At 36.3% G+C, this 25,214-nt stretch carries 20 protein-coding genes and 1 riboswitch; of the genes, 17 read left to right on the top strand and 3 right to left on the bottom strand.

What is annotated here, in order from left to right; genetic code table 11:
- The first annotated feature begins 3 nt into the window (after nt 1-3).
- From NSQ89_RS18010 to NSQ89_RS17960, 11 genes are all read left to right on the top strand, one after another.
- Entirely contained in the window at nt 4-822 is an 819-nt protein-coding gene (locus tag NSQ89_RS18010) for a MurR/RpiR family transcriptional regulator (RefSeq protein WP_172864983.1), read from the top strand.
- Nucleotides 823-931: 109 nt separating this feature from the next.
- On the top strand, nt 932-1,927 hold the full coding sequence (locus NSQ89_RS18005) for an acrylyl-CoA reductase family protein (protein WP_061798006.1): 996 nt from the start codon (nt 932-934) through the stop codon (nt 1,925-1,927).
- A 212-nt stretch (nt 1,928-2,139) separates the two neighbouring features.
- On the top strand, nt 2,140-2,892 hold the full coding sequence (locus NSQ89_RS18000) for a nuclease-related domain-containing protein (protein ID WP_341132983.1): 753 nt from the start codon (nt 2,140-2,142) through the stop codon (nt 2,890-2,892).
- A gap of 691 nt (nt 2,893-3,583) precedes the next feature.
- The gene (locus NSQ89_RS17995; RefSeq protein ID WP_095258437.1) at nt 3,584-5,824 is read left to right on the top strand and encodes a GAP1-N2 domain-containing protein; all 2,241 of its coding nucleotides are present in this window, start codon (nt 3,584-3,586) and stop codon (nt 5,822-5,824) included.
- A 127-nt stretch (nt 5,825-5,951) separates the two neighbouring features.
- Entirely contained in the window at nt 5,952-7,385 is a 1,434-nt protein-coding gene (locus NSQ89_RS17990; RefSeq protein ID WP_095258438.1) for an NAD-dependent succinate-semialdehyde dehydrogenase, read from the top strand.
- 226 nt (nt 7,386-7,611) lie between these two features.
- Nucleotides 7,612-7,953, top strand: coding sequence for a Na-translocating system protein MpsC family protein (locus NSQ89_RS17985; RefSeq protein ID WP_141232339.1), 342 nt, complete (start codon nt 7,612-7,614; stop codon nt 7,951-7,953).
- A 118-nt stretch (nt 7,954-8,071) separates the two neighbouring features.
- On the top strand, nt 8,072-8,842 hold the full coding sequence (locus NSQ89_RS17980) for an ABC transporter ATP-binding protein (RefSeq protein WP_412973379.1): 771 nt from the start codon (nt 8,072-8,074) through the stop codon (nt 8,840-8,842).
- Nucleotides 8,843-8,913: 71 nt separating this feature from the next.
- Nucleotides 8,914-9,729: an ABC transporter permease gene (locus NSQ89_RS17975; protein ID WP_047943683.1), complete on the top strand. Its 816-nt coding sequence runs from the start codon at nt 8,914-8,916 to the stop codon at nt 9,727-9,729.
- Nucleotides 9,730-9,771: 42 nt separating this feature from the next.
- Entirely contained in the window at nt 9,772-10,806 is a 1,035-nt protein-coding gene (locus tag NSQ89_RS17970; RefSeq protein ID WP_095258441.1) for an ABC transporter substrate-binding protein, read from the top strand.
- Between the two features lie 69 nt (nt 10,807-10,875).
- Complete coding sequence (locus NSQ89_RS17965; protein WP_053215751.1) at nt 10,876-11,487, top strand: cysteine hydrolase family protein; 612 nt, start codon at nt 10,876-10,878, stop codon at nt 11,485-11,487.
- A 119-nt stretch (nt 11,488-11,606) separates the two neighbouring features.
- The gene (locus NSQ89_RS17960; protein WP_047943652.1) at nt 11,607-13,076 is read left to right on the top strand and encodes an MFS transporter; all 1,470 of its coding nucleotides are present in this window, start codon (nt 11,607-11,609) and stop codon (nt 13,074-13,076) included.
- A gap of 504 nt (nt 13,077-13,580) precedes the next feature.
- On the opposite strand, the gene NSQ89_RS17955 is transcribed toward NSQ89_RS17960, so the two are convergent.
- On the bottom strand, nt 13,581-15,263 hold the full coding sequence (locus NSQ89_RS17955; RefSeq protein WP_341132982.1) for a methyl-accepting chemotaxis protein: 1,683 nt from the start codon (nt 15,261-15,263) through the stop codon (nt 13,581-13,583).
- 235 nt (nt 15,264-15,498) lie between these two features.
- Between NSQ89_RS17955 and NSQ89_RS17950 the strand changes: the two genes are divergently transcribed.
- The 4 genes from NSQ89_RS17950 (at nt 15,499) to NSQ89_RS17935 (ending at nt 18,676) form a co-directional block, all read left to right on the top strand.
- Complete coding sequence (locus tag NSQ89_RS17950) at nt 15,499-16,005, top strand: cupin domain-containing protein (RefSeq protein ID WP_341132981.1); 507 nt, start codon at nt 15,499-15,501, stop codon at nt 16,003-16,005.
- A gap of 165 nt (nt 16,006-16,170) precedes the next feature.
- Nucleotides 16,171-17,907: a phospho-sugar mutase gene (locus NSQ89_RS17945; RefSeq protein ID WP_341132980.1), complete on the top strand. Its 1,737-nt coding sequence runs from the start codon at nt 16,171-16,173 to the stop codon at nt 17,905-17,907.
- A gap of 266 nt (nt 17,908-18,173) precedes the next feature.
- Nucleotides 18,174-18,515: a single-stranded DNA-binding protein gene (locus NSQ89_RS17940; protein WP_047943656.1), complete on the top strand. Its 342-nt coding sequence runs from the start codon at nt 18,174-18,176 to the stop codon at nt 18,513-18,515.
- Nucleotides 18,516-18,529: 14 nt separating this feature from the next.
- Nucleotides 18,530-18,676, top strand: coding sequence for a hypothetical protein (locus tag NSQ89_RS17935; RefSeq protein WP_163186436.1), 147 nt, complete (start codon nt 18,530-18,532; stop codon nt 18,674-18,676).
- Nucleotides 18,677-18,910: 234 nt separating this feature from the next.
- Here the strand turns inward: NSQ89_RS17935 and NSQ89_RS17930 are convergent, their stop codons facing one another.
- Nucleotides 18,911-19,057, bottom strand: a complete 147-nt coding sequence (locus NSQ89_RS17930) for an anti-repressor SinI family protein (RefSeq protein WP_095258455.1) — start codon at nt 19,055-19,057, stop codon at nt 18,911-18,913.
- 24 nt (nt 19,058-19,081) lie between these two features.
- Nucleotides 19,082-19,170: riboswitch (cyclic di-GMP riboswitch) on the bottom strand.
- 239 nt (nt 19,171-19,409) lie between these two features.
- Here NSQ89_RS17930 and NSQ89_RS17925 point away from each other — a divergent pair.
- Complete coding sequence (locus NSQ89_RS17925; RefSeq protein WP_095258457.1) at nt 19,410-20,156, top strand: WecB/TagA/CpsF family glycosyltransferase; 747 nt, start codon at nt 19,410-19,412, stop codon at nt 20,154-20,156.
- A 38-nt stretch (nt 20,157-20,194) separates the two neighbouring features.
- Here NSQ89_RS17925 and NSQ89_RS17920 read toward each other — a convergent pair whose 3' ends face one another.
- The gene (locus tag NSQ89_RS17920) at nt 20,195-23,809 is read right to left on the bottom strand and encodes an alpha-amylase family glycosyl hydrolase (RefSeq protein WP_341132979.1); all 3,615 of its coding nucleotides are present in this window, start codon (nt 23,807-23,809) and stop codon (nt 20,195-20,197) included.
- Nucleotides 23,810-24,179: 370 nt separating this feature from the next.
- On the opposite strand from NSQ89_RS17920, the gene galE reads away from it, so the two are divergent.
- Complete coding sequence (galE, locus tag NSQ89_RS17915) at nt 24,180-25,142, top strand: UDP-glucose 4-epimerase GalE (protein ID WP_144544694.1); 963 nt, start codon at nt 24,180-24,182, stop codon at nt 25,140-25,142.
- The last annotated feature ends 72 nt before the right edge of the window (nt 25,143-25,214 follow it).

Below are 25,214 nucleotides of genomic sequence, written 5' to 3'. Positions count from 1 at the left end.
AAATTGAAAGATATTATTTTTCGTTTATTAGACTTTATTAATAACAATAAAACAAAGGATACGAATTACTATATTGCCTTGACACTATTAAAAGATGTGCGTCATATTGCCAATATGAACATTACTGTTTTAGCAGAAGCTTGTTATACATCCCCTGCAGCGATTACAAGATTTTGTAAAAAAATAGGTTATGCTTCCTTTCAGGAATTTAAAGATATTGCCCAAATGGACAAGTTGGAAAATCCAGTGGAGGAATATATTGAAAGTGGCTTACAAGAAAATGAAGTAGGCGAGCAATTGCAAAGAGTGCTTTATCAAAAAATGGCAGGGTGGCTGCATACAATGGAAGCTAGGATAAATGTTGGTGATGTACGAAATATTTTAGAAATTATCTATGAAGCAAAGAAGGTTTCTTTCTTCGGAACACAATTATCTCAAGCGATGGCTCAAGATTTTCAATACCGATTAGTAAAGTCTGGGAAATTTGTTCATGCCTTTTCTGATATCCAAGAGCAAATGAAAGATATAGCAGAATTGGACGAACAATCTGTAGCCATTATCACAAGCCCTTCTGGCAGATTCATAGAAGGAAATACAGAGTTGATCCAACTTATTCGGAAAAGCAACGCCAAAATTATCGTTATTACCCATAATGAAAGCCTTCCTATTGTCAATAAAGCTAATCTTTTCTATAGACTTCATGGACAAACATATGATCGAACAGGCTTCTCCTCAGAACGTTTTGGACTTATGTACTTTTTTGATTTTGCAATAGCATTTTATCAAAAGTTATACCCAGCTGAAAAGAATCACAGTGAGTAATTGCACTTCTGTAAGTGAAAATTCGCATTCATACTATAATAATAGGGTAATTTCTTTGCTTTGACCTGTTATTACTAAATTGATACTATGAGTACGAGGTGACTTAATAATGAAAAATAGTTTTCAAGCAGTTGTAGTTGATAATAAAGATAGTAATTTTTCAGTGGAAACAAAGCATGTTAGCTTAGAGGATTTATCTGCTGGTGAAGTAGTCATAAAAGTTCATTATTCTGGCGTAAACTATAAAGATGGGCTTGCTGGTACTCCAGATGGAAAAATTGTTCGTTCGTATCCCCATATTCCAGGAATTGATATGGCAGGGATAGTTGTGTCTTCAGAAGACAGTCGCTTTAAAGAAGGAGACTCTGTTATTGCTACCAGCTATGAAATAGGTGTATCTCATTCTGGAGGTTATAGTGAATATGCTCGTATTCCTGCTGATTGGATTGTTCCGCTGCCAGAAGGATTAAGCTTGAAAGAAGCGATGATTATTGGAACAGCAGGCTTTACCGCAGCTCTTTCTATACAAAGATTGCAGGATAATGGTCTGAAGCCAGAGAATGGATCTGTATTGGTGACAGGTGCTACTGGTGGAGTTGGCAGCTTCGGTGTAGCGATGCTTTCCCAATTAGGGTTTAACGTTATTGCAAGCTCTGGAAAGAAAGAAGCAGAGGGCTATTTAACAAGCATTGGAGCATCCCGTGTTATCGGAAGAGAAGACGTCTATAATGGCAAAGTAAAGGCACTGGATAAGCAAGAATGGGCAGGAGCAATTGATCCAGTCGGAGGTGAATCGTTGGCTGCAATTATTAGTAAAATAATCTATGGCGGTTCGGTCGCAGTAAGTGGCTTAACAGGTGGTGGAGCAGTGCCGACAAGTGTATTTCCATTCATACTTAGAGGAGTGAATCTACTTGGAATCGACTCTGTCTATTGCCCAATGGGAATTAGACAAAAGCTATGGGAACGTATTGCAACTGATTTGAAACCAAAAAACCTTTCTTCCTTTGTTTATAAAGAGGTATCTTTGCAGCAATTACCTGAAGAGTTACCCAAAATATTAGAAGGCGGCATAACAGGCAGAATGATTGTTGCTGTTGAATAAAAAAAAGAGGCTGTTCTTATAGAATGGCCTTTTTTAATAAAAAAAGAAGGGATGAAACAAATTAGTATGCCCTATAAACCTCGGACATTTTCTCCAGAAATCCTCGTTTTACAATCCTTGGATCAACGTATGGTACTAGATTTAAGTACTTAGCTCATCTGAAAAAAGGCTTGGCAGGAGAAAAATTATTTGATTCCTTCACAGAAACTTTTTTGAGCGACTGTTATATAATCAATGATCTACTACTGCAAATAAATAACACTACTTTTCAAATCGATTCCACTATTATTAACTCTGATGAAATTCATCTTTTCGAAATAAAGAATTATGAAGGAGATTATTACTATCAAAATGATCGTATCTATACAATGAAGCATAAAGAAATTAGTAATCCGCTAAATCAAATAAGGAGGAATGAATCATTATTTCAACAGTTACTTCAAAAGCATGGTTGGGAAAATAAATCAATTACTTCTTCTGTTGTTTTTGTTAATCCCGAGTTTACCTTATACCAAGCTCCACTATCTTTACCATTTATTTTTCCAACGCAAGTCCAGCGATATTTAAAAAGGATGGGTCATCCTTCTAAAAAGCTGAACAAGTTTCAGAAGCAATTGGCTGAAAAACTAACAGCATTGCACATCGACAAATCTCCTTTTTCAAAAATTCCAATCTATGAATATAAAGAATTACAGAAAGGCATCTTTTGCAAAACATGTCATTCATTTAAAGTGGTAGAAATAGGAATGAAGGTAGTTTGTGAAGAATGCAGACAGGCAGAAACAGTCGAAGCAGCGGTATTACGCAATGTAGAAGAACTGAAATTACTTTTTCCTAATGAAAAAATAACAACCCTCTTATTATATGATTGGTGTAGAATCATTCATTCCAAAAAAAGAATAAGAAGAATATTAGTAAAACATTTTAAGCTAGCTGGAGTCAACCGTTGGAGCTATTTTGAGTAGTTTATAATCGAGTTAATAACATGTAAGCTGAAATAAAAGAAAAGAGCGTGCGTGAACACCTTCTTTTAGAAAAATTGCGATAAGAGGCACCAAAGAGGAAGGCTCTGTGCCCAAAAGCAAGAGAAAAAAGAGCAAAAGGAAACAGAGAGGAGCGCTCTGTGCCCAAAAGCAAGAGACAGAAAGGAAAAGGGGAACAGAAAGGAGCGCTCTGTGCCCAAAAGCAAGAGACAGAAAGAAAAAAGGAAACAGAGAGGAGCGCTCTGTGCCCAAAAGCAAGAGATAGAAGGAAAAAAGGGAACAGAGAGGAGCGCTCTGTGCCCAAAAGCAAGAGACAGAAAGGAAAAGGGGAACAGAGAGGAGCGCTCTATGCCCAAAAGCAAGAGACAGAAAGGAAAAGGGGAACAGAGAGGAGCGCTCAATTACCAAAAGCAAGAAACAAAAAAGAAAAAGGATACAGACTCCAGAACTTTTCTAGAATAGGCAATCACATATAGAATTTTCGTAAAAAAGCAGGAAGAATTTCTATATTTATTAGAAAAGTGCAGCGAAGTTAGTTTTTAAAAAAACAGCATGCCTGTATAATACAGATATTAGCTGTTTTTTTTATATTTGTAATTATAGTGATGAATATAGAAGCATTAATGTAAACCTTATTTATCTATAAAAACAAGGAAAGAAAGGAGAGAGGACAATGGGAAAAAGCCTGATACAGCAGCAAATAGTAACTAGAGATGGTAAAGGTCTTTTTCTTTCAGGTGATGAGTCTGATACTATAGCTGTCTCCCCTAACGTGGAGGAAAGCTTCATCAAGAAATACCTAATTCCAATTAGTACTTATCATATGCCGAGTGAATTAAAGAAAAGCAGTGACAAAGAAATAGAGAATTATCCGCCGCAATTTACTTTAATGCAGCCTGAAACGGGAGAATTGGTGATAGGGAAATCTAGTTTTGCGCCTGCTGAAAGCCCAAAACGAAAGAACCAGCTGTTTGTACATAATTATATTATTCCTCCAAGTAGAAAAGAGGAATGGATCCATAAACCTTCTCAAATTTTTCATATTGAACATTTTTATAGCTTGGAAGATATTGAGAACCTAGGAGAAGAACTAGAAGAAATAGAACATGTCTCATATACGAAAGAGAATATCTTTACCAAAAAGCAAGAGCTGTTTTATGTTTTACAGCTGGATGAAAAGAAGTTTAAAGAGTTATTATTTGCTTGTATTACGGCGGTTGCGGAAAAGAAAAGAGTGTATATTTCGTTTCAGGCCCCCTCTCATCAGCAGCATAAATATGCAATGTGGCTATTGGAATTATTATTTATATATATGCCCTATGAAACAAGAAGATTATTTGGTGCATCTACTTTTCATAACGAACCAGAAATGTTAGAAAATATCCATGTAATGTTTGTAGAGCAGGGATCCATTCGTCTCCGAAATAGAGCTGTGGAAAACCAATTTACTTTTGACTTAAGTCAGGATAAAAGAAATGTCTTAAGTTTTAAGGAAGAAGAACATGATTACCTTCACTTTGCTTTTGAAGCACTGGAAACTGCCACAGAGCTAGATGAATTTTTTGTTTACTGTGAACGGGCTTTGAAAGGATTGGATAAACAGAAGAAACTTGCTATTCAAACATACAATGACTTATTTCTTCTATTCTATATGGAAAAACTAGATTATTATTTTTATGATAACGATAAAGTAGCGACATTGAAAATGCTGTATACTTTTCTCCAAAAAAATCATCGAGAAAAGCTCGAGCTTGTGCATATTTTCAAACAAGTGCTTTATCGAGAAGAGCGGATGAAGGATGCTTCCATTGTTCCAGATTATCTAAGATTTGTTTTGGAAATCCAAAAGGTTGTTGAACATGTAGATGTTGTAGAATTTATAGTTAAAACAATTGCCTATTATGAAGGGGAAGATATCTGCCAATCACTATGGGAAATTCTCGAAAAATATCCAGAAACGTATCAGCAAGTTCTTTCTTATATGAGTGATATTTTTTCTTACACAGAGATTATTGAAGATTATCTAAAGCATGAATTCAGCTTTCAACATTCTTTAACCAAAGTATTAATTAATATCAAAAATCTATTGCATGTAAATTCTTCCTTTGAGCATAATGCAACATTCTTAAAAACAACCAAAAATAGACTAGTGTATGAAGTGAAAAAAAGCAGCCATCCTATGGCAATTGTCTTTGAAATAATCGTCTATTTTCAAAGATTTATTCCATTTGAATCATATAAGAGGTTGGTGCTGCCGGATGTAAAAGCACAGATTTTAGTACAATTACAGTTAGAAAAAGTAGAGCTTGCCGATGTTAAGCAGTTTGGAGAGATATTTTTACAAGACAAAGAAGAACGTAGTTTTGAGATAAAGGGTTGGGAAAAAGAGAAGTTTGAAGTATTAGAATTACTGTATACCTATTTCTACCTATCTCAGGAACAAACACAAAACGTTTTTCGTATGGCAAGTGAACCAATTAAAGCCAAAGCAACCGATTTGGCCCAAGAGATTACGAAAGACAATGGTCTTTTTAAACCATATGAACGATTTCTCCTTCTGTTTCCAGGAGGAATGGAGGGGGTCGAACATCGTCAAGTCTTTTCGTATATAGCGATATATGGTTCCGAAGATGAAATGCTTGATTATATTGAATGGTCCTTGAAAAAATTTGGGACGAGTCCAAGGTTCAACTATGCCTTAAAAGATTACTTAATTACGGATCGTAATTCTATTTGGAAGAAGAAAGAACGGAAAAGAGAATTAGCTAGTATACGATCTCAATCTTTGAAAAAACTTCTAAAGGAAGTTCGTGAACAAACGGCGAATCCAGGTGTAAAGTTTTTTCGCAAATATGGAATTCTTATAATCGTTTTAATCATTCTTGGAGTTATAGGATATTTTTATGTGAATTAAGAGAAACGGAGCGTCTTTATTTAATAAGATGCTCCGTTTTTTATAGGAGTAAGCAAGTCGGATTATGTGGAATTATCGAAAATGTTTGTTATGATAGGGGAAAAACACTTATGAAAGGAGTATGAAAATGCAATATATAAATGGGGTATGGCGTCATTCCGTTTCAGGAAAAACTTATTCTGTCTATAACCCGGCAACTGGAGAGGTCATTGAAGAAGTGGCAAGAGGAGGAAAGGAAGACGGGCATTTAGCAATTGATGCAGCTCAAAATGCGCTGCCTTTATGGGCGAAAAAAACTGCAAAAGAACGTTCTATGTATTTAAAAACAGTAGCTGATAAGCTGCGCGAACAAATAGAAGATCTCGCAGCAATTATTACAACTGAAATGGGAAAGCCAGTTGCAGAGGCTAAGGGGGAAGTGAATTTAGCAGCAGATTATTTGGAATGGTATGCGGAAGAAGGAAAACGTATCTATGGTGATACCATTCCTGCAAGTTCAGAAACAAAGCGAATCATTGTGCTAAGACAGCCAGTAGGAGTAGTCGGAGCAATTACTCCATGGAATTTTCCAATCGCCATGCTTGCTAGAAAAATTGCTCCAGCGCTTGCTGCTGGATGTACAGTTGTCTTAAAGCCAGCGGAAGCCACTCCTTTAACAGCAATAGAAGTAATGAAGATTTTTCATGAAGTAGGACTGCCAAAAGGTGTGTTAAATTTAGTTCATGGTGATGCGGCTCCAATCGGAGATGCGATGATGGAAAGACAAGAAGTAAGAAAAATCACTTTTACAGGTTCAACAAAAGTAGGGAAAGAGCTTGCAGCAAAAGCATCTGCTACCATGAAGAAGATCTCGATGGAACTTGGGGGCCATGCTCCTTTTATCATTTTTGAGGATGCAGACTTAGAAAGAGCAGCTGAAGGCGTTATTGCAAGTAAGTTTCGCAATGCAGGACAGACATGTATATGCACGAATCGGATTTATGTTCAGAAAACAATTGCAGAACGCTTTTCCGATATTTTAGTAACAAAAATGAAAAATTTGGTTGTTGGAAATGGCTTGTATCCTGAAGTAACCATTGGGCCACTTATAAACGAAGCAGCTGTTGCCAAAACGGAAGAGCATATTCAAGATGCTATCCAAAAAGGCGCTAAAGTCATCTATGGAGGAAAAAAACCAGCTGGCGAAGAATATGACAATGGCCATTTCTATGAACCAACAGTTTTATTACATGCTACTCATGAGATGAAAATTGCGACGGAAGAAACATTTGGACCAGTAGCGCCAATTTTTGAATTTGAAACAGAGAAAGAAGCCTTACATTTTGCTAATGATACTTCCTATGGATTAGCAGCATATTTTTATACAAAAGACATCTCTCGTGTATTTAGAATGTCAGAAGGCCTTGAATATGGCATAATTGGGATCAATGATCCGGTACCAACCACTGAACAAGCACCATTTGGCGGAGTAAAAGAATCAGGAGTCGGCCGCGAAGGTGGAAAGTATGGATTAGAAGATTATTTAGAGTATAAATTTCTTTCATTGGAATTAGATATCTAAACCTTTTCTAAAAAATAGAGTTAGAATTTCTGACAAAATAGAAGAAAGTCGTACAAAGATATGATATGATCCAATAAACAGAATATTCTATATTTTATATAGGTAGATTTGTTTTGCTTGTGTGCTGCGAGCTTTTGATAGGTTATAGAATGGCTTATTCGTTCTGCTATCTTTAGTGGGGGTGATAATTATATTAGTTGATCAGCTACCAAGAACTCTCGGAGAATTGAAGCAAAGTATCATGAAGGAAAACAATCTTGTCAATCAATTGATTTTTAAGGTTGGGCTAACTGAACAGCAGATTAGTTTAATCGATAATAAAATTATCATTATTGCTAAGCATAAGCGTATTCCTGTACTGGAAATTATAGAAAGTTCAAGTGATAACCTTGCGGAGATTATTGATCGTCTATTAATTGATAAATACAAGGAAATGCTTTTACGCAATTTAGAAGAAAAACTGCATTTCAAGGTGCAGCTAATATTAAAGGATTATGATTCCATGAGAGAGATTAGTGGAACAATTATTATGTTAGACAAGAAAATTGAATCCTATTTGGCTGGTTAAATGAACTCTTTGGAAGAGAGCAGGAAAACCGTCAGAATTAGACTGAGATACAACACTCAGGAAATTCTGGCGGTTTTTTTTATTAAAAGTAATATTTTATGAAATGAGGGATTTTAGGGTGTATAAACTAGAAGTTCGCCATACGAATAAGATCTTTAAAAAAGAAGGAAAAGAAGTAGTAGCATTGAGGGATGCCAATTTAAAAATCCAAGAAGGCAAGTTTATCAGCTTAATTGGACCGAGTGGTTGTGGTAAATCAACGTTATTTAATATAATCGCAGGTCTAATGAAGCCTACTACTGGGGAGGTAATCCTCGATGGTAAGAACATTGTTGGCAAGAATGGATATGTGGGCTATATGCTTCAAAAAGATTTGCTTCTACCTTGGAGAAGTATTTTGCAAAATGTCATATTAGGACTAGAAATAAAGGGTGTGAGTAAGAAAGAAGCTGTGGCAAGAGCTAAACCACTTCTTCAAAAATACGGATTAGGGGGATTTGAACAGCATTATCCAGATGAATTATCTGGTGGAATGAGACAAAGAGCAGCATTATTACGCACCTTGTTATATGACCAAGATATTATTTTACTCGATGAGCCATTTGGTGCTTTAGATGCCCAGACACGATTGTTGATGCAAACTTGGCTGTTAGATATTTGGGCTGATTTTAAGAAAACCATTTTGTTTGTAACCCATGATATTGATGAAGCTATCTATTTATCAGATGAAATTTATGTCTTATCCCCAAGACCAGGCCGATTAAAGGAAAAGGTAGACGTACCATTAGCAAGACCACGCAATCAAGAAACATTATTGCATCCGGATTTCATTGCTTTGAAAAAATACTTATTTGCACTATTAAAGGAAGAAGCAGCTTTAGAAAAATAAGATTCTAGAAAAGAGGAGGAACATAGATGAGAGACAATTCAGAGCAAATTATTTTGCCGCATAAGGTGAAAATGCAAGAGGTAGGTATATTGCCGATTATAGAGGATGAGGAATTAAAGGAAAGAAGGAAGAAGCGAATAACGCTAATTGGGCAAGTTTTAATTGGTATTCTTTTCTTTGTTTTATGGGAACTACTTACAAAGTGGAAAATAATCGATTCTTATTATTGGAGCAGCCCGACGATTATTTGGGAAACGGGTATTATTGCTTTTACAGAAGGAACTTTATGGAGCGATCTTCTATACACTTCAGGTGCTACTATAATCGGCTTTCTTTTTGGCACATTTTTTGGTGCATTGCTTGGATTGTCCTTTTGGTGGTCCTATTTTTACTCCCGAATCACAGAACCATATTTAATTGCTTTTAACGCCATTCCTAAACTTGCATTAGCTCCGGTTTTAGTTATTCTTTTTGGGATTGGCTTCAGCTCAAAAGTTGTTCTGGCATTTATGATGACTGTGATTGTAACAGCTATTGCTGCACATAGTGGGGTGAAAAGTGTGGATGCTGATTTAGAAAAAATGCTTTTCTCTCTTGGCGCAAAAAAACATCATATTTTTGCAAAAGTCGTTATTCCCTCTGCTATGCCGTGGATTGTCAGCAGTTTGAAAATTAATATTGCCTTAGCCTTAGCGGGAACAATCGTAGGGGAATTTATTAGTTCGCGACAAGGAATTGGCAGAATGATTTTGTACGCAGGACAAATTATGAATATAAATTTAGTATGGGTAGGAGTTGTTGTTTTATCCATATTATCAGTGTTGATGTATATAGGCACTGTTTGGCTGGAAAAGCGCTTGTTAAAAGGAAAAAGACTGAGAGAGTAGAGTCTTAGCCAGTTTAGATAATGCAATAGGGGGAGAGTTTACATGAAAAAAAGTCGCTATTTTAAAATTGGTGTTTATTTAGTACTTCTTTTAATTATTTTTAGCGGGTGTTCCTCCGCAAACGGCACCAGTAGTAAAAAAGAGTCTGAGAATGGAACAAAGAAGCTTGTTATTGCCGAACCAGTACATTTAATTGGCTATCTGCCTTTATATGCAGCGATTCGGGAAGGCTTTTTTGAAGAAGAGGGACTAGAGGTTGAAATAATTACAGCTACAGGCGGTGCCCATGTTACTTCTGTAGTTAGTGGGGATGCATGGGGAAATATTGGTGGTCCAGAATCGAATCAAATGGCCAACACAGGAAATGCTGATCCTATTGTTTCTGTAGTAAATGTTGTAAACCGAGCCAATGTGTACTTAATGACGGATACAGAGCAAACAATAGCCAATACTAGTAAGGAGAAACTTGCTGATTATTTAAAAGGAAAAACCATAGCAGCAGGGCGCTTTGGCGGAAGTCCCAATTTATTAACACGGTGGTTATTAATGGATGTCGGTTTAGATCCTGATAAAGATGTCAAACTAGAAGAACCAGCTGATGCAAGTGCTGTCGTTTCATTAGTTGAATCGGGTCAAGCTGATATAGCGAATGGCGCAGAACCACAGATTACCGAAGGAATAAATAAAGGAGTTTGGGCAGAACCGTTTTACAGCTTTGCCAGTCTTGGTGACTACCCATATTCGGTATTAAGCGTGAAAAAGTCAACAATAGAAGAAGAGCCAGAGACAGTAAAAAGCTTTGTCAGTGCGGTTATGAAAGGACTTAAGACGATTGATGAGGATCATGAGCTGGCGATGAAAATTTTAAAACAAGAATTCCCTTCGACTGCGGAGGAAAGCTTGCAGGCTTCGCTTGATCGGGCTTATGCAGATAGTCTTTGGAGTAAGGATGGCTTTATTTCCGAAGAGGCACTTGCAAAACCAATGGAAGTTGTCGAAAAAACTGGAGTTTATACAAATGGCTATCAATACGATAAGCTAATTGACATGCAATTTGTGGATGAGCTTTCTAAATAATATGGATCATTTTGATGGGAATGCAAAGGATACAGGAAGGTATAAATTTAACACGAAAGGATGAGGCTAATGAATCAATTAGAATGGAATCCCCAACATACTGCATTATTAATTGTTGATGTTCAAAATGATTATTGTCATAAAGAAGGAAGCTTAGCTCAGCAGGATTTAGATGTATCTATGGTAGATGAAATGATGCCAAATCTAAAAAGCATGATTGCTTCGATGAAAGACATAAATGTACCGATTATTTATATTCAAACGATTCATGAGGACAGCACAGATTCAGAAACGTGGGTTAAGCGACTAAAGGGAAAAAATCAGAAGGGGCTTTGCCGAAAGAATACATGGGGAGCAGAATTTTATCAATTGGAACCAGAGAAGAATGATGTTATCGTAATAAAACATAGATATAGTGCATTTATTAATACAAGATTGGATTCTGTTCTAAGAGCATTAAAAATTGAGACGCTGTTAATGGCTGGTGTTAGCACAAATATATGTGTGGAATCAACAGCAAGAGATGGTTTTATGCTGGATTACGATGTTATTTTCTTATCAGATTGTACGGCAGCCTTCTCGAAAGAGGCACATGATATGACCTTGCAAACCATCAACCAGTTCTTTGGTACAGTTGCCACCAGTAAAGAAGTAGTTAAATCTATTCATGCTCTGCAGTAAGATACGAATTAGTTTGATAGGAGGAAAGTGTGAGAAGCTTCTGATACTCTCATCCTCCTCTTTAGATTTCGCCGTAGTAGAGAGAATGCATATGTTCATCACCATAAAGGATGATTTAAATGACAAAAAACAAGCTAAGTTATTTAGAAGTAAGAAAAGGCGCATCAACCTCGAGTCAAAAATTCCAGTCCATACTTTTTTTGCTATCTGTTTGTACAGGGGCTTTTTTGTCCCACTTTTCTGCTGGATTTGTCAATATTGCCTTAACCGATATATCCATTGACTTTTCGGCAAAGCTTTCCGTTACCCAATGGATTGTCAATGGGTATCTATTGGCAATTATGTTGTTTTTACCTTTGATGGGGAAACTAGCAGATCAGTTTGGAAAGAAGCGTATACATAATCTTGGCTATCTTATTTTTGCAGTGGGAGCATGCGGATCCGCCCTGTCTTTCAATATTCCTATGTTAATTATTGCTAGAGTAATCCAAGGCGGTGGGGCAGCAATGCTTCAAGCAGTCAATATGGCAATTGTGACAGATGTTTATCCTGAGAAACATCGAGGCAAAGCTCTTGGGATTATCAGCACATCTGTGGGAATCGGAGCATTATTAGGTCCCTCTGTTGGTGGATTTTTTATCGAATCCTTTTCTTGGCATATCTTATTTTGGACCGTTGTTCCAATAAGTTTGGGAGCCTATTTTTTAGCACAAAGATTTGTGCCAATTGACCGCCATTTTGAAAATTCTAGCTTTGATTACAAAGGCAGCATCTATTTTGGAATCGGTATTGTTTCCTTTGTTTTTGTTCTTAACTCAATTGGTGAGGGAGCATTTAAGATCTATTTATTAGGGATTGCGTGTATGAGTGTTGCCTGCTTTCTTTTCTTTTTCTTTCATAGTAAGAAGGAGGAGCATCCGTTTATCCAGCCATCGATTTTCTCTTCACCGATTGTTAAAGCAGGTGGATTAATCTTAATGACAAGCTATTGTGCTGCATTTGCTTCAACGGTTATATTACCTTTTTATTTACGGGGAGTTGTAGGCTTTACTGCCGAGCAGTCAGGACTTTTATTAATGTGTTATCCATTGTTTCTTGCAGTACTAGGACCTATTAGTGGATCGTTAGCAGACAGATTTGGGGGAGAGAAAGTAGTCTTAGTTGGCTTAGGGCTTTTATGTATAACGATGCTTGGTCTGAGTTTCCTATCTCCTGGGACATCCTTACCTATATTAATTGCATTGCTTTGTTTATTGGGTTTTTCGATGGGGATTTTAACATCACCCAATTACAGCATTATGATGCTATATGTTCCCTTACAATTCTTAGGAATGATGAGCAGTACTATTGCCTTACTTCGAAATATTGGAATGGTAATCGGGACAGCGCTAGCTATTACTTTTATGAATATGTGGTTAGATGGAACGATTACGGATTGGATGAATGATACAAGACGTTCAGATTTTGAGGCAGTAATGTTAGGCTTTCATTATTTATTTCTGCTTTTATTCGCTCTTTTAGTATTGATTGCTATTTATTTCGTTTATTCTGTTCGAAGAAAGAAGAAGGAGGAGTGGGAGGAAGGATGAAAAATTAATATTTATAGGGAATAATTGGTGAAGTGAATGATGATTTTGGCTGAAAGTATCGAGAATTAGCCATAGTGCACTGGGAAATCAGAAAAACAGGAGGAAATCAGCCAACCGAGGCAAGAAATCAGCCAAAGTAGAAAAATATCAGCCAAGCGGGGCAGAAAATCAGCCAAAGTAAAGAAAAATCAGCCAACCGGGCTAGGAAATCAGCCAAAGTAAAGAAAAATCAGCCAACCGGGCTAGGAAATCAGCCAAAGTAGAAAAATATCAGCCAACCGCGCCAAGAAATCAGCCAAAGTAAAGAAAAATCAGCCAACCGGGGCAAGAAATCAGCCAAAGTAGAAAAATATCAGCCAACCGCGCCAGGAAATCAGCCAAAGTAGAAAAAATCAGCCAACCGCGCCAAGAAATCAGCCAAACAACAAATTATTATTCATTCTCCTTAAAAAACACCCGAAAAGTAATTGTCACGCTAACTTTTCGGGTCCTCTTACTTCACATTTAGGTTTCACTATTAAACTGAGACACAATTTCCATTAATTCGTCTGCCATGCTGGATAAGGATTCAGCAGAAGCCTTAATTTCTTCCATCGATGCTAATTGTTCTTCTGTAGAAGCGGCAACTTCTTCTGTACTATTCCCATTTTCTTTAGCAAGAAGGGTAATTTCATTTGCAGCCCCAACCACATCTTTAATCTGTGTTGTGATGGCAGCAACTGTTTGGGCAACCTCATCTATTTCTGGAGCAACCTTTTGAGTATTGGACACAATGGTGGAGAAGGATTCAACCGTATTTGTTGAAATAGTTACCCCGTTCTTCGCTCGATCCATTGTCTCATTTAACATGGTGACTGCATCAGATGTATCCTGCTGAATTCCATGTAAAGATTGGGAAATATCTTGTGCGGAAGTTTGAGACTGCTCCGCTAATTTACGAACTTCATCGGCTACAACGGCAAAGCCTTTGCCGTTTTCTCCTGCTCTAGCCGCCTCAATAGCCGCATTTAAAGCTAATAAATTTGTTTGCTCGGCAATATTACTTATTAACTCAATCATTTTTCCTATTTCTTTTGATCGATCAGCTAAAGAAGAGATAATCGAATTGGAACGTTGTACAGAATCATAAATGAATTTCATTTGTGTTAAATTATCTTCGATTTGTTTTGTTCCCTTTTCTGCATAGGTAAATGCAGCTTGCGATAAGGAAGACACATGCAAAGAACGATCTTTAATCGCTTCTACTCCGGTTAAAATGGAATCTAAGGCAAGTGTATTGCCAGATATTTTAACAATTGCATGTTCATTACTAGCAGCAATTGCCTGAATAGAGGAAGCAATTGCTGCAGATGCATTGCTTGATTGCTCTGCACTTGCATTTAATTGCTCCGCAGATGCCGCTACCCGATTTGAGCTTTCTGTCATGTTAACAATCATTTTTGCTAAATTCTCTTTCATTTGTTCAAAAGCTTCATTTAGTTGATAAATTTCATCTTTTGATTTTATAGGAAATTTAGCTGTGTGTAAGTTCCCTTTTGCTACTTTTTGCATATTTGTTTTTAAATACTGAATTGGTTTCATAATAAGAGCTGATTGTAGGACCCCCATAACGACAGATATCATCGTGACTAACACACTAAAAATAATTACCAGCATCATTCTTTGTTCAGAATCTGTATGAGCTTTTTCAACTTCTGGATTCAAAATATCATGGCTCAGCCAAATATTAAAAGCTTCCGTTTGATCAGATAAGCTGTCAGACAATGTCGTAATCTCATCTAAAGCAGATCGAGAAGGATTATTACTATTCATCAATGCATTCGCCTTATGAGTAAGTTCTTTGTTTAAAGTCTGTATATCCTTTAATCGCTTTACTGTTTCTGCCTCAGTAGAGATTTCTATCCCACTGTTAACAAGCGTATCAATATTGGTGCTTGCGCCATTTACTCTATTTTTATAGGCATCGGTTTTATAAACAAAATAACCCCTTAAGTTTGAAATTTCTCTAGCTGTATTTGTCTGTATTTGTTCAGAAATAGAGCGTAATTCTGTGACGGTTTCAATTACATAATCATAAGTTTCTACTGTTTCTTTTGTACTTTTATAAGAATAATAGGACAGAAGCATAAATAAAATAGAAACAATCAGAAAACTTGCTAATAATTTATACTTAATGGAAATTTTCATACTGTTCGCCTTCCTTTTTAAATGTTAATAATTCTTATTTAGCAAAATTAAAAGATACCTTGAATATTATCGACGGAAACTTTCTTATTTTTAGTAAAAATGCAAAAGTCAGAATTGGAAGAAAAGAAGTAATTATTTGAATGGATGTTTTTAAGAATTCAATAAATAATCGTAGGAATGATTTAGGAAGAAGAGGGGTATACAGTAATATCAACTGACAGAGAGGTGTGTATCCATGGGTAATCCAGATATTACAATGTATTATTTCGAACAGAATAGATATATACCCAATCATCCGTATCTACCGGCTCTTCATTATAAAAGGGCAATGGAGAATAAGGAAGACGAAATGGAAAAGGTCTTTCAGCAAAATAATTGGAAAAATACCTGGTCAGGAGGAGTATTTTCCTATCATCATTATCACAGCAACACCCATGAAGTTCTGGGTGTAAAAACAGGCTCCGCTTTATTACAAATAGGTGGAGAAGGTGGATCCAAGCTTATTGTAAAGAGTGGTGATGTCTTATTGCTTCCTGCGGGAACTGGTCATAAGAAATTATCTGCCTCTCCAGAATTTGAAGTGATCGGTGCATACCCAAATGGAGAAGATTATAATATAAAAATAGATGTAGAGAAAGACTTAGACGGTGTACAGGAAGAGATCGAAAGTGCATTTTTTCCAGCTGCGGATCCAGTCTATGGAGAAGACGGTCCACTGTCAAAGATGTGGAGACAAAAATGATTTAGGTGGAAATTGATCTGTGAACCTTATTGACATAGGAATTAAGACCTGATTGGTGAGGAGGGTTCCACAAGAAGGTGTTTGAAAAAATCTTTACTTATATACATATTTTAGGTAATGTTAAGATATATGGTTAATTAATTTAAAGGTGGGAGAACAGCGACAATGGCTTATAAAGAGATCGTAGAAAAGTGGACAAGTTTTGCAGGACTAGAAGCGAACTTAAAAGCGCAACTAACAGAATTACAAACATCTGATAAGTTGCTGGAGGACAGTTTTTACAAACATTTAGAATTTGGTACAGGCGGTATGCGTGGAGAACTAGGACCTGGTATTAATCGCATGAATATTTATACTGTTCGTAAAGCCGCAGAAGGATTAGGGAAGTACATAGTAGAGCAAGGAGAAGAAGCGATGAAGCGCGGGGTAGCTGTAGCGTATGATTCTCGTCATCAATCTCCAGAATTTGCCCTAGAAGTTGCGAAAGTAGTAGGTAAGCTTGGAGTAAAATCCTATGTGTTTGAAGAGCTTCGTCCTACACCAGCATTATCTTTTGCTGTACGCTATTTAAATACATTTGCTGGAGTAGTGATTACCGCTAGTCACAACCCTCCTGAGTATAATGGCTTTAAAGCATACGGAGAAGACGGTGGACAACTTCCTCCTGAGGCTGCGGATATCATTATTAAATATGTAAATGAAGTAGAAGATGAGCTTACAATAGAAGTGTTAGATGAAAAAGAGTTATTAGAAAAAGGATTATTAACATATATTGGTGCAGAAGTAGATGCTGCCTATGTAGAACAACTAAAAACAATCCAATTAAATCGTTTGCCAGAAGCAAAAGATTTAAAAATTGTTTATACTCCATTACATGGTACTGGAAACAAGCCAGTCCGTGCTGGTTTAGAAGCGTTTGGATTTGAAAATGTAACAGTTGTGAAGGAACAAGAATTACCTGATGCTAACTTTTCTACCGTAAAATCACCAAATCCAGAAGAGCATGCTGCTTTTGAAATTGCGATTCGTTACGGCAAAGAAATCAATGCCGACGTTCTCCTTGCCACAGATCCAGATGCAGATAGACTAGGGGTTGCAGTGAAGGATGCAAGTGGCGAATACACAGTTCTTACAGGAAATCAATTAGGTGCATTAATGCTTGAATACTTATTGTCTGAGAAAAGGGCAAAGGGAACACTTCCAGAAAACGGTGTTGTCATTAAAACAATCGTTACCTCTGAAATTGGCCGTGTGATTGCAGAATCTTATGGCATTCCAACTATTGATACTTTGACAGGATTTAAGTTTATCGGAGAGAAAATTAAAGAGTTTGAACACACACATGAGCATACGTTCCTTTTCGGTTATGAAGAGAGCTATGGCTATTTAATCGGTGATTTCGTGCGCGATAAAGATGCTGTTCAATCTGCCATTTTTGCTGCAGAGGTTGCTGCTTATTATAAAGCAAAAGGTTTAACGCTATATGAAGGTTTACTAGAAATCTTTAAAAAGTATGGCTTCTATCAAGAAGGTTTAGAATCATTAACATTAAAAGGAAAAGATGGAGCAGAGCAAATTGCATATATTATGGATACTTTCCGTAAAGCTCCAATCAAAGAAGTTAAGGGCTTAAATGTTGTAGCAGTGGAAGACTATTTAACAAGTAAACGTTCAGAAGGTCTAACAGAAACATTGATTGATCTACCAAAGTCTAATGTAATTAAATATTATTTAGAAGATGGTTCATGGTTCTGTCTGCGTCCATCTGGAACAGAGCCAAAGGCGAAATTCTACTTTAGTGTAAATAGTTCTTCTTTAGAAGAAAGCACAAGTAAGCTAGAAGCACTGAAGCTAGACGTAATGGAGCAAGTGAATGCAGTAATCGACGGATATAATAAATAATCTACCAAAACTCCTTCAAGATTGTTTGGGAAAAGCGAAGTGATATTCCTTTTCTAGACATTCCTGAAGGAGTTTTTTTATTAATAAAATAAAAAAGGCAAAACTTAAAATTTGAACGCTATTTCTGCTCCGAAGTTTAAAAATCGCTTAGGCGAAATCTTCGTTTTCTTTATACATATACGCTCAAAACTTGAATTTTCGACATTTTGCCTTTGCTCTAATTTATAGTATGATTTTACTAATTTAAGAGAGAAGGGAGGGAGAAGATGATCAATCAAGTTACTTTAGTAGGAAGGCTAACGAAAGATCCAGAACTGCGAGTAACGCAAGAAGGAACTTCCATTGTTCATGTGACTGTTGCAATAAATAGAAACTACAAGAATCAAGCTGGTGATTACGATGCAGATTTTGTGCAATGTACCTTTTGGAATAAGGTAGCGGAAAATACAGCCCAGTATTGTCATAAAGGCTCTCTGGTTGGAGTCGTTGGCCGAATACAAACAAGAAACTATGAAAATCAGGATCGGAAAAAGGTCTATGTAACAGAAGTTATTGCCGAATCCGTACGTTTCTTGGATCCTAGAAAACTAGAACAAACCATTCCTTAAAGGAGGAAAACAAGGTGAATAATGTACCAGATTTAATGGTTACATTAATTAAAATGCAGGCCAAGACTAATGAAAAATTAGAACAATGTAATGTAAGAATAAAACAGCTAGAACATATTATTCAGATGGAAACTATCTCTCGTACTTCCCCAACATCTTAAGGCTTTCACTCTATACACTTACTCACGCCAAAATTATCTTTCCGTTTCAAAGCTCTTTCTTTGAAACATCCATCCTTTATTAGAAAAAATCAATACACACTTCGCTTTTATTCCCCATTATTTAGTGTCCAATGTGACACTTTTTTTTTGCGGGTGACATAAAAGAGAAAAAATACCTTAATAGATTCGCTATTAAGGTTGAAACGCTATCATATTTTAAAATATTCTAAAAATTTATTCGTTGCTATTTTCTAGTATTGTTAACACTGCACGGACTTCTTCTTGCGTTAAGCCCTGCTTTTTTGCCTCCGAGATAAGCGATAACCATTCACTGTCTAAATTTCTTTCAGTTTGAATTTCGGTGGGAAACAAATTAATCATGATAATTAACCTCCTTATAGAATATAAGGTGGCCCAGCCATCATAGTAAAAAAATCTACCTTAGACCTGAAGCTTTGCGTCCCACCCTTTCAGATGGTTTGCCTTTATCTGTTAATTGTACAGTAAAATTTTATCACTATTATGCAAAAGTTAAAAACATTTTCATATGAAAACTTTCGACATATTCCAACATCGGCATAGTAAATATTTTTAAAAAAAGAAAAATAGTAAATATTGTAAATTGTACAGTATAGAATGAGAGAGGTATTACTAGCATGAATTGTTTCTAGTAGACAATTTTTATATAATAGAAAAGGGCTTTTTTAAAAAATTTCTCATTAGGGGATACAAAATGGATAAGAAATGGCTAGGAAATTTAAAAGTAAATGTTATAAGCTCAAAAGAAGCTATTACGTATATAAAGGAAAAACTAGACAAAAGAAAAGCAACGGATGTTTTTTTTCTAAATGATCATGGATATAATATTGCGCAAAAGGATGCAGAATATCGTGATATGCTGAATAATGCTGATTTATTGTTAAATGACGGAATTGGTATTGAAATGGGTGCTAAGCTTTTTGGCTTCTCTTTTAAGGAAAATTTAAATGGGACAGATTTTATTCCGGCTTTATTTGAGTCATTAAATGAAGAGAAGCATAACCAATCATTTCGAGTGTTTCTTTTGGGAGCTAAACCTGGTGTCGCACAAAAGGCTCAAGAGCGGCTGCAGCAAACATATCAGAATATTTTATTTGTAGGGAACCAGGATGGTTATTTCCCGAAAGAGAATACGGAAAATATAATTAGTCAGATTAATGAGAGTAAAGCAGATATCCTTTTAGTAGGATTTGGGATGCCGTTACAGGAACAATGGATTAATGAATATCGTTCAAAGCTAAAGTGTACGATAACGATGGCAGTAGGTGCTTTTATTGATTTTTCTTCCGGTGAAGTGACAAGAGCTCCTAAAATCTTTCGCGATCTCCGTCTTGAGTGGTTATATCGAATGGGAAAAGAACCTAGAAGATTATGGAAACGCAATGTCGTTGGGCATGTCTCCTTTTTCTATTCTATTTATAAGCAAAGAAAAACAAGCTGAAAATACCAGATAAGGAGAAACCCTTATCTGGTATTTTCTTATTTATCTGCTGTGTGTTTCTTTCTTCGAATAAATATTACCGTTCCAATTCCAATTACTAGCAGACCTAAACCGATTAAAATATGGTTATAGGAGTCAGTTGCAGTATTAGGAAGAGCTTTTCCATTTCCTTTGTTTGGAATGCTGTGTGTTTCTGCTGCTTGATGAGAACCTTGATTTTTGGAACCATCTGATTCAGGCTTTTTCACTCCGTTATCATTAGATGTTGGAGGTGTTTTTGAATCCGTTTCTCCAGGAGTAGAAGGTACCTCTGGTTGAGGTTGCTCTGCTTGCTCCGCATCTACTAATAAAACAGTTCCGCCGTCTTCTCTAGAAGGAATAGTTATCGTAATTTTATTTTCACTAACAGAATATGTTTTACCAGAATATAAATCTACTGCTTCCTTCATAAATGGAACTTCAATGGCAGCTTCTGTCGCTGTTTCCTTCGTATTTAAGGCAACAAAAACTTGTTGATTTGAGTATTCTCGTTTAAATACAGAATAACCTTCCGCATCACTACCTGCTATGTGAGCACGAGTCCCTTTAGAAAATATGCTGGAGTATTCTTTTCTAACATTTAATAGTTTTGTATAGTGCTCCAGAACCTCATTGTTTTCCGTTAGATTCCAATCCATGTCATAGCGGTTATCATAGTATGGATAATTATTTGCTCCTGACAGACCAAGCTCTTCTCCATAGTAAATGACAGGTTGACCTTTAGAGGTGATTTGCAATGCGGCTGCAAGCTTAAGCTTTCCAATATCACCATCTACAGACTCTAAAAAGCCGTCTTCATCATGGCTACCTAGAAATTGTCCTAATGTACCTGTGTTTGAAAGCTTATTGTTTCTATCTTCTAATGCTCTTTGGACACGTTCTATATCACCATTTGCAAAGTCACGTGCTAAATTCTTAAAGTCAAAGTCTAATAAGGAGTCCATCATACCGCTATTTAAATAGCCTTGGTCATCATTCACTTGAGCTCCCCATGCTTCTCCAATTAATTTAAAGGTTGGCAAAATTTTTGTTAATTCATTTTTAAAGCTAGACCACGTTGTATTCTCAACGTGTTTTACGGTATCCACGCGGAAGTAATCAATGGTATTTCCTTTCGCTGTCTTTGATTTTTCAATCCAGCTAGTTTGCCAATCTACAATTTGGTTCCTTACATCTGGATTTTCCGTTAAGAAATCAGGCAGTCCTGATAGCTCTCCTTGTACAGTATCTGTGCCTCCATTACGGAACATTCCAGCAAAACGATTTCTATCATCAGCAGTAGGGAAGTTAGCGATTTTTCCATCCTTTACGGCATCACTTGCTTTTAACCCATAGCCCGCATGATTTACGACAACATCCACCATAATTTTTATTCCACGCTCATGGGCTGCATCAATTAGTTCATGGAAATCCTCCATTGTTCCAAAATGAGGATTCAATTTTTCAAAATTACTAGCCCAATATCCATGGTACGCATAATAAGGAGTATCTGGATTTTCATAGCGAACATCATACTTAATATTTTCTACTATAGGATTAATCCATATTGTATTGATGCCTAGATTTTCGAGATAATCTAGCTTTTTTGTAATTCCTTTAAAGTCTCCACCATGATAGGTTCCAGGTTTACTTGTATCATAGCCAATGCCATATGGATCATTGTTCAATGAATCTCCATCAAAGAATCGGTCTGTTAGCATAAAGTAAATCCTTGCTTCATCCCAGTCAAAATCATCTTTTCCCACTGATTGTCTTGCTTTAACTGTGATTTTTGCTTGCTCGGTATGAATGTTGCCATACTGATCAGTAATATATACCGGAATTTCTTTCGTTCCTGTAGTTGTATTTTGGTCAATAGCGATGGTAAGTTCCTTTAATTGTGGATCAATTGCTACTTTTCCTTTTCCGCCAATAGCGCTTAAATCAGCATACACTTCACGGATAGCTGTATTTTTGTTTGTTTGCCAATCAACGGAAAGGACGGCATTGTCGTTATAAGTCGCTTCTTTTGGAGTGATATCCGTAAGCAAGTTAAAATCTGCTTTTTCATAAACAAGCATGGATGTGCCATTTTCCGTATTATAGGGATCAGTTACTTCTGTTTCGATCCCATCGATTGTTACAAAGAAAGAATAGGGATGCTTTCCTTCTGGGATATTTTCAATTGTATAGGAAAAACGCTCATTTTTTGCTTCATTCGTCATATTATAACGCTTTCCATTAAATTGAAGTTCTACCTTTTCTAGTTTATCCATTTCATTCTTTGCATATAAATCTTTGTCTCTATAGTAGAAGGTAGCATTTCCGTTTTCTAAAACGGGTCCAGTAACTTCAGGCACAATAAATAGCTCCTCTTGCCCACTTGTAACATAAACCTTTGTGATTAAATCCGATGTATTTAGAGATATGTAGCGATCTCCATTTCCTTCTTTAACAGCTGTATCCCAATTTTCGCCTTTTCGTAAAATAAATCCAACGCTTTGGGATGCTTCACTTACATTAATTGTTGCAGTCGCCTTCCCGTGAAGGTTTTGATCAAAATCGATTTGATCATCTTTCACACCAGTCCCCCATACCCATATATTCCAGTCTTTATAATCCAAATCAGGACGATCATACATAAACTGAATATGGCGCCTTACATAATCCCCTCCTTTTAAATCTTTTATTGCGTTAATAGCATCATCTTTTGTATAGAAAACAGTTTCTACCCCTTCAATTATCCATGCTTCAGCAGCTTGTTTGCCATCCGCTATTTTAATAGAGTTCTGTATATCTTGCGCTTCCCAATTTCCTTTGCGAGGAATAATCGTTATTTCATTTTCTGGAAAAGAATAGTTCCCACTTGTAAACGTATAATCATTTGTCACTTTCTCTGTAAATGGAAAGCCATTATCAGGAACCCCACTGTTAAAAATCCATAAATCCCATTTCGTATAGTCTTCATCTAGACGATAATAGTTAATAGTATATGAATACATATTGCCAACAATATCAATTTTCTTTTCTACCTTTTCCCCATCCTTATCAGCAAGCAGGATAAAGGATTCATTAGCTTTTGCATTGTCCTGTATTGTTAGTTGGCCATCAACAATGTTAATCCCTTCTACTTTCTCTTTAAGTGACCACGTAAGCTCTGTTTCTTTTTGTGTACTGCCATCTTTATTAACTAGCGTCGCTTCTAATGGGTATGATTTATTTTTTTCAACCTTCACCGGTATAGAATCAAGGTTTAAGCCGGGAACAACAAAGCGACTATTGCCATCTTCCATAATCTCATTGGCTGGATCTGTTATCCATTCATTATCAACAATAAACTTATATTGATAGACGCCAGCTGCTAGATTTGAAATAGAAAGGGACCAGCGATTGTCTTTGTCCTTTTTCATGCTTAATGCTCCATTTTGCCAGTCAGTAAAGCTTCCTGCCACTTTCACGTCTTGTGCCGATGCATTATCATAGGAGAATTGCACAGACTTATCAGCATTGACGATAGGAGAATCTGGTAAATTATCTGCTTTTGCCTTTTTACTTGGAAGATAGCCTCCATAGCTGCTGAAAATAAGAAGAAAAATTAAACATAGTACGAGATAAGGATGATTTTTTGTTTTCAAAAAACATTCTCCTTTCCATTTTTTTATGAGAACAGAAAGACTTCTGTTACTACCTATGTACTGCAAAGAAAACGATTGCCCTAATAGCATAAAGGTGATTTATTAACAAAGTGAGTTCATGATGGGGTATTCGTGAAAACGTTTGCGCGAAATAGCAAAATAAGACGTTGTTGTTAGAATGATAGACAAGAAAAATTGAAAGCGGTTTCTTTTTTAAGTCTATTTAAAGATACTATGATTTTGTCTATTTGACAATAGTCTATTCCTTTTTTAGTGTCAATTTACGATTAATATCTTACAGTAAAAAAAATTACAAAAAATGTGATAAAATAGAAGGGAGGATAAACTGTTACTTAAAGGAGAATTATCTATGATATTAGTAGTAGGTGGGGCTGGCTATATTGGCAGTCATTTGGTTAAAGAATTAGTAGAGAAAGAAGAAGTGGTCGTATTAGATAATCTTGCAACAGGTCACGAGGAAGCAGTAGATTCCCGTGCTATTTTTGTAAAAGGAGATCTAGGAAATGCAGACGATTTAGAAGCAATTTTTTCTAAATATCCAATTAAAGCAGTTATGCATTTTGCAGCATATAGTCTAGTTGGAGAATCTGTTCAAGATCCATATAAATATTATGAGAATAATGTAGCCAATACATTAACGTTATTAAATGTTATGTTAAAACATAATGTGAAAAACTTTATTTTCTCTTCAACGGCGGCTACATATGGAATTCCAAAAGAAGAAATAATTGTAGAAACATCAGAAACAGCACCTATTAATCCTTATGGTAGATCAAAATTAATGGTAGAGCAAATTTTAGCTGATTTTCATGCAGCATATGGTCTTCATTATGTGGTTTTACGCTATTTCAATGCTGCTGGTGCTCATGTATCTGGTGAAATCGGGGAAAATCATGATCCAGAAACACACTTAATTCCTATTATTCTTCAGCAATTATTAGGAGAGAGAGAGTCTATTTCTGTCTTTGGCACAGATTATCCAACTGAGGATGGGACATGCATTCGTGATTACATCCATGTGACAGATTTAGCAAATGCTCACATAGCTGCGCTAGACGCTCTATTAAATGGAAACAAGAAAGCAGAAACTTACAATCTAGGCAATGGAGTAGGCTATTCTGTCAAACAAGTAATTGAAATGTGTGAAAAGGTTACTGGCACAAAGGCAAATGTGATTTTAGGTGACAGAAGATTAGGCGACCCTGCAAGATTAGTTGCTTCCTCGGAGAAAATATTCAGCGAACTAGGCTGGAAAGCAGAAAGAGGCTTAGAGACAATTATTGAAAGTGCATGGAAATGGCACAATAAATAATAGATAGAAGGCGAAGGAATCCAAACAGTTTCTTCGCTTTTTTCTAGCATAACGATGTTTATTTTTAACGGA

This window comes from Niallia sp. FSL R7-0648, assembly GCF_038007005.1.
Lineage (GTDB): Bacteria > Bacillota > Bacilli > Bacillales > Cytobacillaceae > Niallia > Niallia circulans.
The sequence above is the reverse complement of the archived record's forward strand: the minus strand, read 5'-3'. Positions and strand labels throughout refer to the sequence as shown.